At 63.5% G+C, this 17,557-nt stretch carries 15 protein-coding genes and 1 tRNA gene; 2 read left to right on the top strand and 14 right to left on the bottom strand.

What is annotated here, in order from left to right:
- Positions 1-35: 35 nt before the first annotated feature.
- Positions 36-112: transfer RNA gene (locus FGK63_RS12675), tRNA-Arg, on the bottom strand.
- 114 nt (positions 113-226) lie between these two features.
- On the opposite strand from FGK63_RS12675, the gene FGK63_RS12670 reads away from it, so the two are divergent.
- Entirely contained in the window at positions 227-1,252 is a 1,026-nt protein-coding gene (locus FGK63_RS12670; RefSeq protein ID WP_138842775.1) for a LacI family DNA-binding transcriptional regulator, read from the top strand.
- Between the two features lie 4 nt (positions 1,253-1,256).
- The gene (locus FGK63_RS12665; protein ID WP_138842773.1) at positions 1,257-2,471 is read left to right on the top strand and encodes a winged helix-turn-helix domain-containing protein; all 1,215 of its coding nucleotides are present in this window, start codon (positions 1,257-1,259) and stop codon (positions 2,469-2,471) included.
- Between the two features lie 18 nt (positions 2,472-2,489).
- Here the strand turns inward: FGK63_RS12665 and FGK63_RS12660 are convergent, their stop codons facing one another.
- The 13 genes from FGK63_RS12660 to FGK63_RS12605 all read right to left on the bottom strand — a co-directional run bounded on the left by FGK63_RS12660 (position 2,490) and on the right by FGK63_RS12605 (position 17,290).
- Positions 2,490-3,407 carry a helix-turn-helix transcriptional regulator gene (locus FGK63_RS12660; RefSeq protein ID WP_138842771.1) on the bottom strand — a complete coding sequence of 306 codons (918 nt, stop codon included), beginning with the start codon at positions 3,405-3,407 and terminating at the stop codon, positions 2,490-2,492.
- Positions 3,408-3,506: 99 nt separating this feature from the next.
- Positions 3,507-4,691, bottom strand: a complete 1,185-nt coding sequence (boxA, locus tag FGK63_RS12655; protein WP_138842769.1) for a benzoyl-CoA 2,3-epoxidase subunit BoxA — start codon at positions 4,689-4,691, stop codon at positions 3,507-3,509.
- Positions 4,688-4,864, bottom strand: a complete 177-nt coding sequence (locus FGK63_RS20760; protein WP_171052639.1) for a hypothetical protein — start codon at positions 4,862-4,864, stop codon at positions 4,688-4,690. The genes boxA and FGK63_RS20760 overlap by 4 nt, the downstream gene beginning before the upstream one ends.
- Before the next feature lie 118 nt (positions 4,865-4,982).
- Positions 4,983-6,434, bottom strand: coding sequence for a benzoyl-CoA 2,3-epoxidase subunit BoxB (gene boxB, locus FGK63_RS12650; protein WP_138842767.1), 1,452 nt, complete (start codon positions 6,432-6,434; stop codon positions 4,983-4,985).
- Positions 6,435-6,464: 30 nt separating this feature from the next.
- Positions 6,465-8,126: a 2,3-epoxybenzoyl-CoA dihydrolase gene (gene boxC, locus FGK63_RS12645; RefSeq protein WP_138842765.1), complete on the bottom strand. Its 1,662-nt coding sequence runs from the start codon at positions 8,124-8,126 to the stop codon at positions 6,465-6,467.
- Positions 8,127-8,285: 159 nt separating this feature from the next.
- Positions 8,286-8,732, bottom strand: a complete 447-nt coding sequence (locus FGK63_RS12640) for a DUF309 domain-containing protein (RefSeq protein WP_138842763.1) — start codon at positions 8,730-8,732, stop codon at positions 8,286-8,288.
- A 3-nt stretch (positions 8,733-8,735) separates the two neighbouring features.
- Entirely contained in the window at positions 8,736-9,554 is an 819-nt protein-coding gene (locus FGK63_RS12635; RefSeq protein WP_171052638.1) for an alpha/beta fold hydrolase, read from the bottom strand.
- Positions 9,554-11,083, bottom strand: coding sequence for a benzoate-CoA ligase family protein (locus FGK63_RS12630; RefSeq protein ID WP_138842761.1), 1,530 nt, complete (start codon positions 11,081-11,083; stop codon positions 9,554-9,556). Before FGK63_RS12630 ends, FGK63_RS12635 begins: the two co-directional genes overlap by 1 nt.
- Before the next feature lie 144 nt (positions 11,084-11,227).
- A complete protein-coding gene (locus FGK63_RS12625) occupies positions 11,228-13,015 on the bottom strand; it encodes a feruloyl-CoA synthase (protein WP_138842759.1) in 1,788 nt (595 codons plus the stop codon).
- Between the two features lie 60 nt (positions 13,016-13,075).
- A complete protein-coding gene (locus FGK63_RS12620; RefSeq protein WP_138842757.1) occupies positions 13,076-14,575 on the bottom strand; it encodes a TRAP transporter large permease in 1,500 nt (499 codons plus the stop codon).
- Positions 14,572-15,156, bottom strand: a complete 585-nt coding sequence (locus tag FGK63_RS12615; protein ID WP_138842755.1) for a TRAP transporter small permease — start codon at positions 15,154-15,156, stop codon at positions 14,572-14,574. Before FGK63_RS12615 ends, FGK63_RS12620 begins: the two co-directional genes overlap by 4 nt.
- Positions 15,157-15,228: 72 nt before the next feature.
- The gene (locus FGK63_RS12610; protein ID WP_138842753.1) at positions 15,229-16,287 is read right to left on the bottom strand and encodes a TRAP transporter substrate-binding protein; all 1,059 of its coding nucleotides are present in this window, start codon (positions 16,285-16,287) and stop codon (positions 15,229-15,231) included.
- 304 nt (positions 16,288-16,591) lie between these two features.
- Complete coding sequence (locus tag FGK63_RS12605; protein WP_138842751.1) at positions 16,592-17,290, bottom strand: fumarylacetoacetate hydrolase family protein; 699 nt, start codon at positions 17,288-17,290, stop codon at positions 16,592-16,594.
- Positions 17,291-17,557: the final 267 nt, after the last annotated feature.

Raw genomic sequence — 17,557 nt, 5'->3', positions numbered from 1 at the left:
CTGCGGATTTTTTTTTGATGTATCCTTTGGGTGAGTGGTGACCCCGGCAGGATTCGAACCTGCAACCTGCCCCTTAGGAGGGGGCTGCTCTATCCAGTTGAGCCACGGGGCCACGCGGGGCTCTGTCTAGCCGTCTTTTTTCGGATTGTCATCGCCTTTGCGCAACAGTTGAACCAATTGCTGTGTTCGCGCTACCATCGCTCAAAACAACAGAACAGGTGCTTCGGTGACCACTGAAACAAAACGCCCGCTCACCCTCCGCGACGTCTCCGAGGCGTCCGGGGTTTCCGAAATGACGGTCAGCCGGGTGTTGCGAAACCGGGGCGATGTGTCCGAGGCGACGCGGACCCGCGTTCTGGCCGCCGCGAAAGAGCTTGGGTACGTTCCGAACAAGATCGCGGGGGCGCTGGCCTCCAACCGCGTCAACCTGGTGGCGGTCATCATCCCTTCGCTGTCGAACATGGTGTTCCCCGAGGTACTGACCGGCATCAACCAGGTGCTCGAGGGCACCGAGTTGCAACCGGTGGTGGGCGTCACCGATTACCAGCCCGAAAAAGAGGAAAAGGTGCTGTACGAGATGCTCTCGTGGCGGCCCTCGGGCGTGATCATCGCGGGGCTCGAACACACGGACGCGGCGCGGGCCATGCTGGAATCGGCGGGCATTCCCGTCGTCGAGATCATGGACACGGACGGCAAGCCCGTCGATGCGATGGTCGGCATCTCGCATCGCCGTGCCGGACGCGAGATGGCGCAGGCGATTCTCAAGGCCGGATACCAGCATATCGGCTTCATGGGCACCAAGATGCCGTTGGACCACCGGGCGCGGAAGCGGTTCGAGGGGTTCACCGAGGTGCTGGGCAAGAACGGTGTCGAGATCGTGGATCGCGAATTCTATTCCGGCGGCTCTGCTCTGGCAAAGGGACGCGAGATGACCAAGGCGATGCTGGATCGCTCGCCGGATCTTGATTTCCTTTATTATTCCAACGACATGATCGGGGCTGGCGGGTTGCTCTACCTGCTGGATCAGGGGATCGCCGTTCCCGGACAGATCGGTCTTGCCGGGTTCAACAATGTGGAACTGCTGCAAGGGCTGCCGCGCAGATTGGCCACGATGGACGCCTGCCGTCTGGAAATCGGACGCAAGGCGGCCGAGATCATCGCGGCGCGGCTGGAAGACCCGAACGCCGAGGTGGAAACGCGCGTCATCCTGACCCCCAAGATCAGCTACGGCGACACCCTGAAGCGGCGCTGAGCCGGTGCCGGTTCGGCGACTGGACAACCGGGCCGCGCGGGCGCTGTTCCTGGACCGGCACGCCCTGGTCGAACCGCCGGCCGGGGCGGCCAAGGGTGAACACCTGCAGGACCTGATCCGCCGGCTCGGCTTTGTTCAGGTGGACAGCATCAACACGATTGCCCGCGCGCATGACATGATCCTGTTCGCGCGCCGGCCGACTTACCGCTCCGACAACCTCAAGCGGCTCTACGAAAGGGATCGTGGCCTGTTCGAGCATTGGACGCATGATGCCGCCGTCATTCCGATGGAGTTTTTCCGCCACTGGCATCTGCGGTTTCAGCGCGACGCCGATCTTCTGGCCCGACGCTGGAAGAACTGGCGGCGCGACGGGTTCGAGGCGCGGTTCGAGTCGGTTCTGCAGCACATCCGCGACCACGGGCCGGTCAGTTCCTCGGATGTGGGCCGGGACGAGAAGAAGGGCTCGGGCGGCTGGTGGGATTGGCACCCGTCCAAGACGGCGCTGGAATACCTGTGGCGCACCGGTGCGCTGACCGTCATCGGGCGCGAGGGGTTCCAGAAACGCTACGACCTGACCGAACGGGTGATCGAGGCGCATCTGTGCCCCGGCGCCGCGCCGTGTGATGAGCAGGCGACGGTGGATTGGCTGTGCAACGCAGCGCTGGACCGGCTGGGTTTTGCCACATCCGGGGAACTGGCGGCGTTCTGGGATACGGTCACTCCGGCCGAGGCGAAGGCTTGGTGCGAAAGGGCGCTGGCGAGCGGCGATATCGAATGGGCCGAGATCGAATGCGCCGATGGCCGCCCGCGCAAGGTCTTCACTCGGGCCGACGTGGGGGAACGGGTCGCGCGCCTTGCCCCACCGCCGGGCCGGATGCGCGTTCTCAGCCCCTTCGATCCGGCGCTGCGCGACCGCAAGCGGGCCGAGCGACTGTTCGGATTCCACTACCGGATCGAGGTTTTCGTCCCCGAACCGAAGCGGGTCTACGGCTACTATGTCTTCCCCCTGCTCGAAGGTGACAAGCTTGTGGGCCGGATCGACATGAAGGCGCATCGGGATGACGGAGAACTGAGGGTGCGCGCGCTGTGGCCTGAGCGGTCGGTCAAGTGGTCGCAAGCCCGCACCCGGCGGCTCGAGGCCGAATTGGAGCGGGTTCGCCGCTTCACCGGGATGGACAGGGTCCTGTTTGACGATGGCTGGCTACGCGAACCCAAGTGACCCGGAGACCCGTCGAAGTCAGTTCAGGAACCCGCGCTCTTCGATCAGGGACTTGAGTTGCGCCAGCGACGTCTCGACGGTCTGACCCGAGGTGTCCAGCTGCGCCTGCGCCTTGCCGTACAAGGCCTCGCGGCTGGTCAGGATCGACCTGAGCTGCTCCATCGCTTCGGGATTCCCGGCCATCGGCCGCTCGTCCCCCTGCGCCCGCACCCGGTCCATGTGTTCGACCGGCGAGGCGCGCAGCCAGATGGTGTGGAAATGGCTGAGCAGGGTGTTGTAGGTGTCCGGCTCGGCGACGATGCCGCCTGCCACGGCGAGAACCAACGAGTCATGGGTCGCGACCACCCGCTCGACGGTCTGCGCTTCGAGCTTGCGGTAGCCTTCCTGCCCATAGAGCGCCATGACCTCGCCCACGGGCATTCCGGCCTGCTCTTCTATGCCGTCGTTGAGTTCGACGAAAGGCAGGCCCAGTTCCTGCCCCAGGAGCCTCCCAAGGGTGGATTTCCCGGCGCCGCGCAGGCCGACGAGGCAGATCCTGCGGGCGCGCAGAACTTCGTCCGGTTCCGGGCTCAGGGCACGCAGCACCGTCTGCTGCACGTCGCTTGGGGCCGCCCGGAACAGGTCCGCGACACGCAGGGCATCGGAACTCCACGGATCGTCCTCGCCCACCAGCCATTCGATCCGGTGATCGAGCGCAATGGCGACCCGTTGCAGCAGGCCGATCGAGATGTTTCCCTCGCCTGCTTCCAGTTGCGCAAGATAGCGCGGGGAAACGCCCGAGATTTCTGACAGCACACGGCGCGGGATTCCGCGCCGCTCGCGCGCTTCCCGCACCCGTTCGCCGACACGGGCGATCAGGGCCGACACGGACGCATCGGCAAGGTCCGAGCCGCGCTGCGATGTGCTGTCGCCCCTGAAATTGGTGATCTCGCTCATGCTTCCCGTGTCGCTTATGTGAAATAATGCACAAACTACGCCGACCGCCCCGTGCGGGCAATCGAAATTGACGTTCGCGGCACGGATGCTCGGCCGGTGTCAGTAGGTCTCCACGTGATAGCGGCCCTCATCGCGCATGCGGTCGCGCAACTCACCCCAATCCAGTCCCAATCCGCGTGCGATGTCCTTCAACGCCTCTTCGACACCCTGTTCCATCGCCTTCAGGCCGCAGATGTAGATGTGGCCGTCGGGGTTCCTCAGCAGTTCGCCGACCTGTTCGGCCTCTTGCCGCAGCTTGTCCTGCACATAATGCTTCGGCTCTCCTTCCTGCCGGGAGAAGGCGAAATGCTTGGCCATGAAGCTTTCGGGCACCTTTTTCAGCGGTCCGAAGTAGGGCAGTTCCTGCGGCCTGCGGGCGCCGAAGACCAGCATCAGCGAACCCTTGAGCGACGGGTATTCCCGCTGGCGCCGCATGGTGAAGGCGCGGAACGGGGCCGAGCCGGTGCCGGTGCAGATCATCAAAAGCTGCGCGTTAGGGTCTGATGGAAGCAGGAAGGTCGCGCCGAACGGGCCGGTCACCTTGACCGTGTCGCCCGGTTTCAGGTCGCAGACATAGTTGGAGCATAGCCCCTTTTCCTCGCGTTTGACGGTCAGCGAGAGGTTGTTGAAGTTGGGGCGTTCGCCGTCGCGGGGGCTGGATACGGAATAGAGCCGCGGCAGATGCGCGTTGCCGTTTTCGTCCGTGCCGGGCGGGATGATCCCTAGGCTCTGGCCTTCGAGAACCGGAAAGGGCAGGGAGCCGAAATCGAGGATAATGTGGCGGACGTCGCTGTCGCTGTCCTCGGCCGTCAGGCGAAAGTTTCCGGCCACCTTGGCGTCCGCCGGTTTGCCCAGGCCATACATGTTGACCGTCGGCTTTGACGCCGTCGCGGGCGCCCTGGCCTTGCCCCCCGCGCCCTTGTGCGCCTCGGCCAGCAGGGCGGCGATGGCGTCATCCAACGCCTCCAGCCCGCCTTCGTCCCCGGCCACGTCCTCCTGCTCAGGCAACTCCATCCAGCCGTATTGATCCTCGAGCGAATAGGGTTCGGTGACCACACGCCAGTTGTCGATCGAGCCGGTGGGGCAGACCGGGATGCAATCCATGCAGAACTTGCACTTGGACACGTCGACAACGACGTTCATGTCGTCATGCTCGATGGCCTGCTCGGGGCAGGTCATCTCGCAGGTGTAGCAACGGATGCAGATTTCGGGGTCGATCAGGTGCTGCTTGAGCGGCTGGTTCATGAACTCTCGCGTTTCTTGGTCAGGATCATGTCGGGCAGAACCAGCGTGTCGATCAGGGCGGTGCACAGACCGACGCAATCGGAACAGCCGACACAGGGGCCTTGCAGCGCGGATACCTGACCGGCGAGGGCCACCAGCTTTGGTGTCTCGGCCTTGGAGCGGTTGATCTGCATTGCGGGTCTCCCCTTCTGAACAAGCCGGGTCCAGCCAACAGGACAATAGGTGAGTCCGTCAATCCGGTTTTCGTCACGAAATGTTACCGTTTGCGGCACCCGGCTCGGGTTTGTGGTTTCAGGCCATGTGAAGCTTCACGTATTCGAAATCGCCCGGCTTGTTGTCGATGCCCACCTTGGGCGGCGCGATCCAGCGCGCGTATTGGCCCGGCTCGTAGCAGGGCTTCATCAGGGACTGGATGAAATCGCCGTCGGCATGGGTCGGCAGCCATTCCGGCAGGCCCTTGTCGTAATCCGCGCCGCTGACCACCTTGCCGTCGGGGTCGAACAGCTTGTCGGCGAAGACGCCGATCTTGCGGTTGAACGCCTCGTGCGGCAGCTTCAGTTCAAAGTCGATCCCGAATTTCTCGATGATCTTGTTCCAGCGGCCGACGCCGCCTGCGGCGTCCTTGGTGTAATCGTCGCGCAGGCGCATGTTGATCGCGGTCAGCGCCGGAACCTCCTTCTGCACGGCCTTGCCGTCTTCCAGGTCCCAGACGGTATAGGTGTCCTGCTGCAGCCGGTGGTCGTCGGTCAGCCGGTTTTCCATGTACCGACCCTTGATCCCCGCGTTGAAGGCGTTTGCGGCGTTGGTCGAAACCTCCTGCCCGAACAGGTCCAGCGACAGCGTGTAGTGCAGGTTCAGCTTCTTCTGGACCGTCGGCAGATCGATCACGCCCAGATCGCGGATCTTTCCCACGTCAAAGGGGTCTTCGATGCCGTTCTCCTTCATCACCTCGCAGGTTTTCTGGACGATCCGGCCGACGCCGGTTTCGCCGACGAACATGTGGTGCGCCTCTTCTGTCAGCATGAAGCGGCAGGTGCGGCTGAGCGGATCGAAACCGGATTGCGCCAGCGACTCGAGCTGCATCTTGCCGTCGCGGTCGGTGAAATAGGTGAACATGAAAAAGGACAGCCAGTCCGGCGTTTCCTCGTTGAAGGCGCCCAGCATGCGCGGCGCTTCCTCGCTGCCCGACTGGCGGCGCAGCAGGTCGTCGGCCTCTTCCCGGCCGTCGCGGCCGAAATACTTGTGCAGCAGATAGACCATGGCCCAGAGGTGGCGTCCCTCTTCGACGTTCACCTGGAACAGGTTCCGCATGTCATAAAGCGACGGTGCCGTGAGCGCCAGCAACCGCTGCTGCTCGACCGAGGCGGGTTCGGTGTCGCCCTGAATGACGATCAGGCGCTTGAGCAGGTTGCGGTATTCGCCGGGAACCTCCTGCCAGGCCGGTTGACCGGCATGTTCGCCGCAGGGGATCACCCGTTCCTCGACCTGCGGGGCCAGCAGCACGCCCCACCGGTATTCGGGCATCTTCACGTAGTCGAACTTGGCCCAGCCCTTGGGGTCGACGCTGACGGCGGTGCGCAGGTAGACAAGCGATTCCTGGAAGTTCTGCGGGATCAGCTTGTTCCACCAGTCGATGTAGCCGGGGTGCCATTTCTCCAGCGCCTTCAGCACCTTCTTGTCCTGGCTCAGCCCCACGTTGTTCGGGATCTGGGTGTCGTAGCTTACGTTGATCAGGTCGAGCATGTCTTTCCTCCGACAAAGGGCCAGCGCCCCTCACACACGTTCCATGTTGTATTCGCCGCGCAGGCCGGTGCCGTAACGCTGCAAGGCGCCTTCGGGACCCACCGCATTCGGGCGCTGGAAGATCCAGTTCTGCCAGGCGGTCAGGCGGCCGAAGATCCGGGTTTCCATCGTTTCGGGACCGGCGAACCGCAGGTTGGCCTCCATTCCCGTCATCGCGTCGGGCGAGAAGCTGGCGCGCTCCTCGAGGAAGATCCGCACCTCGTCCTCCCAGTCGATGTCGTCATAGGCATAGGTGACCAGCCCAAGCTCCTCGGCGTCTTCCGCCTCGAGCGGCCTGCCCACATGTTCCTTGAGGGTTTCCACCGCGTCGAGGTCGCCCCAGAACCGTGTTTCCAGACGCGACAGGTCGTTGCCCATCGGGTAGGTGCCAAAGTTGCCGTCGCTCAGCGTGATCGACGCCAGCGGGCGGTTGTCGCCTTCGAACTCCTCCAGCATCATGTAGGACCGGTCCACCGCCCACAGCAGTTCCGCCAGAACGCCCGCATAGCAGGATCCGTGCTCGACCAGCGCCACGAGGCTGCGTGATGTCATGTCGATCCGCTTAAGGACCCGTTTCCAGTATTGCAGGATCTCGTTCGCCAGCCAGTTGCCCGAATTGTCGAGGAGCAGCTTTTCATGGGCCAGAACCCGAACCGGATCGCCCTGCGTCTGAAACACGATCAGGCCCAGTTCGCGCTCGTTCAGCCGAAGGTGCAGGATGGCGTCGTCCAGTTCCCGGGCAAGGCGCAAGATCCATGCCTGCGACCCCTGCGACTGTAGCGCATCCATGTCGGCGGGGGCGTCCTCGTCGGGGCCCTTGACGGTTATGGTGGCCCGGCCTGCATCCCTGTCGACCGCGACTTCGACCAGGGAATAGATGACCGACCCATCCTCGCCGAAACTGCGGGAAATCGGCTCTAACACGATACCTTTCAGGCCGGACGGCTTTGCCGATGCCGCGGCGAACTTGCGGGCGCGTTCCTGCACCACCTCGTCAAATTTCGAGTTCGGGGCGATCTCGTCCACCAGTTTCCAATCGACCGCGCGCTGACCGCGCACGCCTTCTTCGACCGAGCAGAACACGTCGGCCAGATCGCGCCGCACCTTGCGCTTGTCGGTCACCCGGGTCAGACCGCCGGTCCCCGGCAGCACTGCCAGCAGCGGCACCTCGGGCAGGGCCACCGACGAGGTGCTGTCATTGGTCAGAATGATATGGTTGCAGGCCAGCGCCAGTTCGTATCCGCCGCCGGCGCAGGAACCCTTGACGGCCGCGATGTATTTCTGACCCGAATCCGCCTCGGCCGCCTCGAAGGTGTTGCGGGTTTCGTTGGTGAACTTGCAGAAGTTCACCTTGTGCGCATGGCTGGCCCCGCCGAGCATCCGGATGTTGGCCCCGGCGCAGAACACCTTGTCCTTGCCGGATTGCATCACCACGACCTTCACCTCGGGATGCTCGAAGCGCATTCGCTGCACGATATCCGCCAGTTCGATATCGACCCCGAGGTCGTAGGAGTTCAGTTTCAGTTCGTAGCCGGGGAACAGTCCGCCCTTTTCGTCGACATCCATGTAGAGGTTGGCGACCTCGCCGTCATATTCGACGCGCCAGTGGCGGTATCTAGTGGGGTCGGTCTGAAAGTCGATGCGCTGGGACATTCCGGGATCCTCACTTTGGCGGCAGGCCGCACTTTAGTATGTTAAGTCATGGGCGGCAAGACTTGGCTGGCAAAATAATGCATACATAGTGTCGTTTAAAATCAAGGATTTGGAAAAATGATCTTAAAATGCAAGATTTGCCTCGGGATTAAGTATGCATTATGTTGCAGTGTTCCTGAGTCGCTCACGCAGCGCAGTTAGGCGCGAGTGGAGTTCCGCCGTATCGATCCCCATGATCCGCGATCCGGATCCCGATCCGGCTGCGGCAAGCCGCTCCCGCGCCAGGCCGCATAGCCGCAGCGCGGCCGCGGGCCGCTGCATCCGCTCTTTCAGGCAGGCGTTGGCGAATTGGATGCAGGCCTGCACGAACTGGCGCTCGGCCGAGTTTGGCGGCAGGTGCAGCCAGACCGGTTCCCAGACCTCGTGGGCTTCCCAGAAATAGCCGCGATCCAACAGAACCCATCCCGCGCGCCATGCGTCGGAAGCGGCGATGTCGCGGATGTTCATCCCTTGCGCAACCGTCCCGCAAAGTGCGGCAAAGGTGTCCTCGGGGTGCCTTGCGGTCCGGCCCGGCACGTAGGCGTTTGCGGGAAGGGTCAGTTCCACTGCTCAGGCCGGTGCAACCTCGGCCGCCTCGATGCGCAGCAGCCGGGCGCAGTATTCCGAAACCGCCTCCAGAGTGGCCTCGCGCGCCTCGTGATGCGGCGCGTGCTGGCAATCGAGAACCGCGGTATCGACAGGGCAATAGGCGCGGGTTTCGATCTCGTCGATCTGCGCGAGGGTGCCATATTGGTCGCCGCGCCCCTGGATGGCGAGGATCGGCACGCGGATGTAGTCGATTACCTCGGAGACGTTCCAGCCCTTGAAGCCAGCATCCAGCCAGGTGTCGCACCAGCCGCGAAAGGCGCCTTCGGGATCGCGGTGATATTTCGCCATCCTGTCCCGCATGTCCGATGCCGCGAAACTGTCGCGCGCCCGGGCGATTTCCCGCAGCCCCATCTCTTCGGTGAAGAAATGCGGCGCTTCGAGGATCAGGCCCCGCACCCTGTGATCCTCGACGCTGCCCGCGTAAATGGCGGCGATCGTCGCCCCGTCGGAATGGCCGAACAGGATGCAGCGGCGAATTCCTGACTGCTCGAGAACACGAGGCAGCACATCCACCGCTTCGCGCGTCATGAAATCGAGCGGGAGCGGCAGGTCGGCCGGGTCGGATTGCCCGTAGCCCTGGCGGGAGTAGGCCAGCACGCCCAGCCCTGTTCGTTCGGACAGCAGTTCCGGGATATCCCGCCACAGGGCGACGCAGCCCAACCCTTCGTGCAGCAATACTATGGTCGGCGCCTCGGACGGTGGCGGGCCGAAACAGGCGTATTCCAGCGCGACGCCCTTCACATTCATGGGGCTGGCCGGGGTTCGGCTCCATTCGAACATCACGGTTCCTCCCTCAGTTTGAATCGCTGGATCTTGCCGGTTGCGGTCTTGGGCAGATCCTCGACGAAATCGATCCAGCGGGGATATTTCCACTTGCCGACCTTGTCCTTGACGAACTCGCGCAACTCGTCGGCAAGGCCGTCGGCCTTGGCCTGTTTCAGCACGATGTAGGCCTTGGGTTTTTCCAGCCCATCCTGATCGCGCGCGGCGACGACCGCCGCCTCGAGTACGGCCGGGTGTGATACCAGCGCCTGTTCCACCTCGAAGGGGGAAACCCAGATGCCCGAGACCTTGAACATGTCGTCGGTCCGCCCGCAATAGACATAGCGCCCGTCTGCCGCCAGCTCGTACTTGTCGCCAGTCCGGGTCCATTCGCCCTCGAACGTGGCACGGCTCTTGTCGCGCTTGTTCCAGTATCCGTCCGCCGCCGAAGCGCCGCGCACCAGAAGCTCGCCAAGCCCGCCGGCGCCCACATCCTTGCCGTCCTCGTCCACGAGGCGCACTTCGTAGCCCGGGACCGGGCGGCCGGACGTGCCATAGGCCACGTCGCCCGGAGCGTTGGACAGAAAGATATGCAGCATTTCCGTCGAACCGACCCCGTCGAGAATGTCCACGCCCCAAAGCCGCCGCCAGCCGCGCCCGATCTCTTCAGGCAACGCCTCCCCAGCCGAGATGCATCGGCGCAGTTTCACGTCGGGAACGCCCCGGCTTTCCAGCTGCGCAACCATGGCGGCGTAAAGCGTCGGAACGCCGCAAAAGATGGTGGGTTTTTCGGCGGCAATGATCTCGGCCATGGTGTCGGGAGTGGGTCGGCCGTTGAACAGCACCGTTTCGGCCCCCACGGACATCGGAAAGGTCATGGCATTGCCCAGCCCGTAAGCGAAGAACAGCTTGGCCGCTGAAAACACCACGTCGTCCGGCTCGATCTGCAGAACCCGCGCGCCGTAGGCATCGGCGGTGGCCTTGAGACTGCCATGGACGTGCCGCACTCCCTTGGGCTGGCCAGTGGATCCCGAGGAATACAGCCAGAAGGCAACGTCATCCTCGGACGCAGCGACTGCCGGCATCGGCGTAGCGCCCGACACGAAATCCGCAAAGCTTTGCCTGCCTTCCGGCGCCGTGCCGATCACGACGATATGGCTCAGGTGCGGCGATGCCTCGGCGGCGGGCTGCACGACCGGCCAAAGCTCTTCGGACACGAACAGGCAGGAGGCGCGGCTGTCGTTCAGGATCACGTCGTAGACCTGCGTCGTCAGCAGCGTGTTCAGCGGAACCGGCACCACGCCCGCCTTCATGCAGCCCCAGAAGATCTGGGGGAACTCCAACTGGTCCAGAACCAGCATCGCCGCGCGCGCCTCGCGCGGGATCCCGGCGCGGCCGAGTGCGCCGGCGACGTGGTTTGTGGCGTCCGCCAGTTCGCCATAGGTCATCGCCCGTTTCTGCCCGGCCGCTTCCCGGAATGCCGGCCGGTCGCCGTTCCCGTCGCGCACATGGCGATCCACAAAATACAGCGCGGCGTTTCCGCTCATATTCACTCCTCCCACGTGACGCGCAGGGGCTGCGAGCGGTTGGTCCTCCTGCCGTCCCGCTCGCGTCTGTCCCCTGCGGGCAATAATGCATCCCGGATGGATTTATGCAAGATATTGCAGCATTGGCGCCTCCAGATTTGCAATTTATTGCACGTGAATGACCGCGGGATCACCGGCGCCGTAGAGGCGCGACACCAACACAGCGCGGCGATCCAGCAGTTTCCTGAAGTTCAGGTTGCCCTTGGCCGTAATCTCGCCCTCCGCCATCGAAGGAGGCTCGGCCAGAATGACGGCGCGCGTGATGCTGGCGGACGATCCCTTGTCGCCATTGGCCCGGGCAAGACGGGCGGCGATGTCCCGCGCTTTTTCCCCGGCCAGCAGGGCGCCGTCCAAGCCTTCCAGCCCGTCGGACATGGCAGGCGTCGGCACGATCATCAACCCGACCTCGGATCGGTTCTCGCCCGTCACGATCACATCCGCGGCCAACGGCGCCAGCGCCGCCAGCAGTTCCAGACGCAGCGCGGCCGCCCGGACCCAGATGCCCGAGGCGAGTTTGAAATCGTCCGAGATCCGCCCGTCGAAACGCAATCCCCGGTTGGCGTCGCCAGGGTCAACAAGGGTCATGGCGTCGCCGCTGCAAAAGAACCCGTCGGCGTCAAATGCCCTGGCGGTCTTTTCGCGATCGCGGAAGTAACCCGGGAAGATGTTGGGCCCCTTGACCCGAACCTCGTAGCGCTCGCCCTCTTCCGGCACCAGTTTCACCGTGACGCCCGGCAACGGAACGCCGACGATGCCCGGCAGGTTGGCCGGGAAATGCTGGAAGATGCAGGCGGGCGCCGTTTCGGTCATTCCCCAGCAGGTGGTGATCAGCGGTGCTTCGTCCCGGACGTCCAGCGCCATGTCGCTCAGATCCCGCCAGACATCCGCTGAAAGCGAGGCGCCGGCGTAGAACAGCATGTCGAGATCGGCGAAGAAATTCCGCTTGAGCGCCTCGTCCCGCTGCATCTCGTTGCGCAACTGGGCATAGCCCACCGGCACGTTGTAGGCGATGGTGCCGTTCATGATCCGGTTGTTCTCGAACGTCTTGCCGATCAGGGCCGGGATCGGTTTGCCGTCGTCGATGTAGAGCGCGCCGCCAAAGGCGAGCATCTGGTTGAAATTGTTCGAGCCGCCAAAGACGTGGTTCCATGGCAACCAATCGACCAGACGCGGCGGGCGCTCGGACAGGAAAGGCAGGGCTTGCCGGTATTGCGCCTGGTTGGCGCAAAGCATGGCCTGCGTCGTCAGCACGCCCTTGGGGTTCGATGTGGATCCCGAGGTCATCAGGATCTTGGCCACGGTTTCGGGACCGACCTTCGCGGCGGCCTCTTCGACCATTGCCTGTTCCCGCGTCAGGTCGGACAACAGGGCCATGCCGGGGCCGGGGTTGCGGCCCACCACGATCTGACGGCGGGCCATCTTGTCCATGCCCAAGGCCTCGGCAAAGGTTGCGCCGTCCTCGGCAAAGACCATGGCCGGATCGATCAGGTCGAGGATGTGGTGAAGCTGTTTGAGCGCGCCGGGGATCAGCGAGTATTGTTCGGCCACCGGCGCGGTCGGAATGCCAACATACTGCGCGGCAAGCGAGAGCAAGCCGTGCGTGACGCTGTTGCCGGACAGGATCAGGATGGGTGTATCCGCATCCAGCCCGCGCGCCAGCAGACCTGCCGCAAGGGCCCGCACCCGATCCAGCGCCTCGGCATAGCGCAACTCACGCCAACCCGGTCCGCTGCGTTCGGCCAGGAACACGGCATCGGGGCGTTCCTCCGCCCATTGATGCAGCCAGTCCGTCGTCTTGCGGGCCGGTTCCGGCAGGGCATGGGCCGAGCGCAACAGGATCACGCCGTCACCGGCATCCTCGCGGATGACCTCATGCTCTACATAGCCCGCCATTATTCCCTCCCGCCCCGCGATGCCACGGGGCTTTCTTGTTCAAAGACCGCCGAGCGCGGCTCAGCCCGGCAGAAGAAACAGCGTGATCGCCGGGAAGGCGACCAGAACGATGACCCGGATGATGTCCGACGCCACGAAGAACATGACCGCCTTGTAGGTCTCGATCATCGGCGTGGCCCGGTCCATGGCGTTGATGATGAACAGGTTCATCCCGACCGGCGGCGTGATCAGCCCCACCTCGACCACGATCAGCACCAGGATGCCGAACCAGATCGCGACATGCTCGGCCTCGATGCGGTTGGCCATGCCCTGCGTGACGCGGATGCCCAGTTCCTTCATCTGCTCGCGGGTCAGCTCCGCGCCGCTGGCGATCGCCTCCTGTATCGAGGCAAGCATTTCAGCGCCCATGCCCTCGGGTACGCCGTTCTTGAGCACGTCCATCGCCGCTTCGGCCTGCATGGCCGGAAGCGAGATCAGGTTGAAATCCATCGCCGAGATCACCGGGAAAAAGATCGGGATCGTCAGCAGGATCATCGACAGGCTGTCCATAAGGCAGCCGAAGACAAGGTAGAAGCACAGGATCAGCGCCAGCACCATCAAGGGCGATAGTCCCTGGCTGACGACATAGTTCGACAATTCCTGCGGCACCTGCGTCAGCGCGAGGAAGCCGTTGTAGAACCCCGCGCCCAGCACGATGAAAAAGATCATTGCCGTCGAGCGGGCCGTGACGATGAAGCTGTCTGCCAACGTCGAGATCGTCAGGCCGCCATTGAAAAAGGCGATCACGCCCGTGCCGAATGCGCCCACCGCCGCGCCTTCGGTCGGGGTGAACCAGCCAAGGTAGATGCCGCCCACCACCAGCCCGAACACCAGCAGCACCGGCCAGACCTGCAGCAACGCCGCGAAACGTTCGGAATAGGGAACCGCCGGGCGCGTGCCCGCGCTTTCCGGATAGAGCCGCACGTAGATGGAAATGGCGATCACATAGCCTACGGCGGCCATGATGCCGGGGATGAAGGCGGCGAGAAACAGCTTGGCGATGTTCTGCTCGGTCAGGATCGCGTAGATCACCAGCACCACCGAGGGCGGGATCAGGATGCCCAGCGTGCCGCCCGCGGCCAGAGTGGCGGTCGAAAACCCGCCCGCATAGCCGTATTGCCGGAGTTCGGGCAAGGCGACCCGGCCCATCGTGGCCGCCGTGGCCAGCGACGAGCCGCAGATCGCGCCGAACCCGGCGCAGGCCCCGATCGAAGCCATGGCGACGCCGCCCCGGCGATGGCCAAGCCAGCCTTCGGCGGCCTTGAACAGCGCGTTGGACATGCCGCCCAGCGTCGCGAAATGCCCCATCAGCAGGAACATCGGCACGATGGTCAGCGAATAGCTGGAAAAGGTCGTGTAGGTCTCGTTCTTGAGGCGGGCGAAGGCCACCTGGGTACCGTCGGTCACCAGGACCAGGCCAACGAGCCCAACGAGGAACATGGCCAGCCCGATCGGCACCCGCAGAAAGATCAGCACCATCAGCGCCGGGAATGACGCGATTCCGATTTCAAGCGCGCTCAATGGGTCGCCTCCACGCCGTCCCAGATCAGGATGCGGCCGGTAAAGAATTCATAGGTGCGGACGCCGGCCATGTAGATGCCGACGATCGCCGCCGCCAGGGACCCTACGAAGCTGAGCGCATAGGCCCACCAGATCGGGAACTGCAGCAGAAAGGTCGTCTCGGCGTATTCCTTCTTGCTCAGCATCCCGTCGAACAGCTTCCACGCGATCAGGACCAGAACCGCGGCGAAGACGATTTCGGTCACCATGCGCAGGAAGCGGTTCACGCCCTTGGGAAAGGTGTTCGCCAGGATGTCGACCGACGCATGGCCCGCCGTGATCTGGCAGAGCGGCAGGAAACAGAAGATGGCGAAGGCCACCCCGGCTTCGACCAGTTCGAAGTCGCCGTTGACAGGCCCCACGCCTATTCCGATCGCCCAGTCGGCAAAACCGGGGGCGACGCTCTGCATGAAGCCGCCGTGAAAGAACCCGTTCAGCAGCCGGCCCAGAATGGACAGGCAGGTCAGCAGGATCAGGGCGCTCAGGACGATCCCGCCGATGATGGCCAATGTTCTGGCCAACCCCATCATCAGTTTATGCATTGGTCCTCGATCTTTTTCGGGGCCGTTCCGGCAGCGGCGCCCGCGCGCCGCCGCCGTCGGTTCTGCGCCGGATCAGTTCGTGTATTCCGGCGTGTATTTCTCGATCAGCATCTGCGCCTCTTCAAGCAGCGCCTGACCGTCCTTGCCTTTGGCGTTCATGTCGGCGATCCACTCGTCATAGATCGGCTGGGCCAACTGGCGCCACTCTTCGACACCGGCTTCGTCGATGGTGATGATGTTGTTGCCCAGATCCTCGGCGACCTGCCGGGCCGGACCATCGGCGTCGGCCTGGGTGCCGCCCGCGAAGACCGAGAATTCCATCCCCGAATTGTCGTCGATCACCTTCTTCAGATCATCCGGGAGGCTCTCGTACTTGTCCTTGTTCATCGCCAGGACGAAGGTCAGCGTGTAGAGCGCACGGCCATCGAACTCGGTGTGGTTCTCGACCAGTTCCGGCACTTTCAGCGCAGTGGTCACTTCCCATGGGATCGTGGTTCCGTCGATGACGCCTTTCGACAGGCCCTCGGGTACCGCCGGCACCGGCATACCGACCGGGGTCGCGCCCAGCTTGGTCAGGAGCGAGTTGACCGAGCGCGAACCGCCGCGGATCTTCATCCCCTGAAGATCCTCGGGCTTTTCGACAGGGTCGGCGGTGTGGATCATGCCGGGCCCATGCACCCAGGTGGCAAGGATGTGGACGTCCTTGAACTCGTCATCCTTCATGTGCTTGTCGAACATTTCCCAATAGGCGCGCGACACGGCGCGGGCATTGGTCATCATGAACGGCAGTTCGAACACCTCGGTCGAGGGGAAGCGCCCGGGCGTGTAGCCGACCACAGTCCAGACGACATCGGCCACGCCGTCGATCGCCTGGTCCATCAGTTCCGGCGGCTTGCCGCCCAGCTGCATCGAGGGATAGCGTTCCACCTTGATGCGGCCGTCCGAATCCTTTTCGACATTGTCCGCCCAGACGTCCAGAACCAGTTTCGGCACGTTGGCCTGCGCCGGCAGGAACTGATGCAGTTTCAGCGTGACCTCCTGGGCCAGCGCCGATCCCGCGCTGAAGCCGGTGGCCAGAGCCGCCGCGGCGACCCCGCCGATCATGCTCAGAAGCGTTCTCCGATAGGTCATGTTATCCTCCCTTTGACCCATTATTGTGGCAATATAATGCGAATTTTCTTGTATATTGCAATATACTGCCAGTATTCGTCCCGCTGCGGATGCCGGGGTCTTCACCCCAGGGCCCGCCGCCAGGCCGATCCATCTCCTTCCACCCCCGCAAACCGACACGGCCGCGACGGGGTATCGTGTGTGCTTTCCGATGTCCTCAGACTGCAACCGAACCCGGGCTCTACGCAAGCGTCCTGTTTCGGCGGGCTGTGCAAAACACTCGTGAATTGACAGCGTTGGGCAATCAGCCGGGGGAAAACCGGTCCTATTCGGCCCCTGTCAGCGTCAGTTCGATCGGGTCCAGACCGTCCACGCCGCCGGTGATGACGTCGCCCGCGACGACCGGCCCGACGCCGGCCGGTGTGCCGGTCAGGATCAGGTCGCCCGGCCGCAGATGATAGAAGCCCGACAAGTGACGGATGATCTCGTCGATCTTCCAGATCAGTTCGGCCAGTGTCGCGTCCTGGCGCGACATGCCGTTCACCTCAAGATGGATGCGTTTGTCATCGTCCGGGGACCAGGCCTCGGCCCGGGTCAGCGGAGCAAAGACGGCGGCGTTTTCGACATCCTTGCCCAGGTCCCACGGGCGTTGCTTGTTGCGCTCGCGGATCTGCAAGTCCCGCCGGGTCATGTCGAGGGCGCAGCCATAGGCATAGACCGCTTTCCAGGCGTCCTGCGCGTCTGCCCTGAAAACCTCGCGCCCGATCGCGACCGCCAGTTCCATTTCGTGGTGGTAGTCCTCGGTTCCCGGCGGATAGGGGACCGATGCCCCCGACAGGACCGCGTTGGAGGCGGATTTGGTGAAATAGAAGGGTGCCTCGCGATCCACTTCATGCCCCATTTCAGCAGCATGCGCGGCATAGTTCCTGCCGACGCAGAATATCCGGCCGATCGGGTAGGTGGCGCTCTCGCCGTTGACCGGAATTCCGGGAACCGCGGGCAGGGTGAACAGGCTTTCGGTCATGCGGGACTCCCCATCTTGTTATGTTTCCGAGGTCCATTATTGGGCCCGGAGCGCGCCAAATAGAGTGATATCGCCAAAAGCCCGCATGGTGAACGGCCCGATTGCCTGCGTGTATGGATTGTAGGTGTTTGTCTGCTTCCCCCAATATGATGGGCAAGAAAAAAAGGCACAGGATCGTGACAGAAACTTAATAACTTGGGGGGTTGGAACACGGAGCGGCTGTGCTACAGTTATCCACAGGAACCTACCCGGCAAGACGCGGCGGGA

Origin of the sequence: Ruegeria sediminis (assembly GCF_005938215.1) — a bacterium.
GTDB lineage: Bacteria > Pseudomonadota > Alphaproteobacteria > Rhodobacterales > Rhodobacteraceae > Ruegeria > Ruegeria sediminis.
Note: the sequence above shows the minus strand (reverse complement) of the source record. Positions and strands in the feature narration are given on the sequence as shown.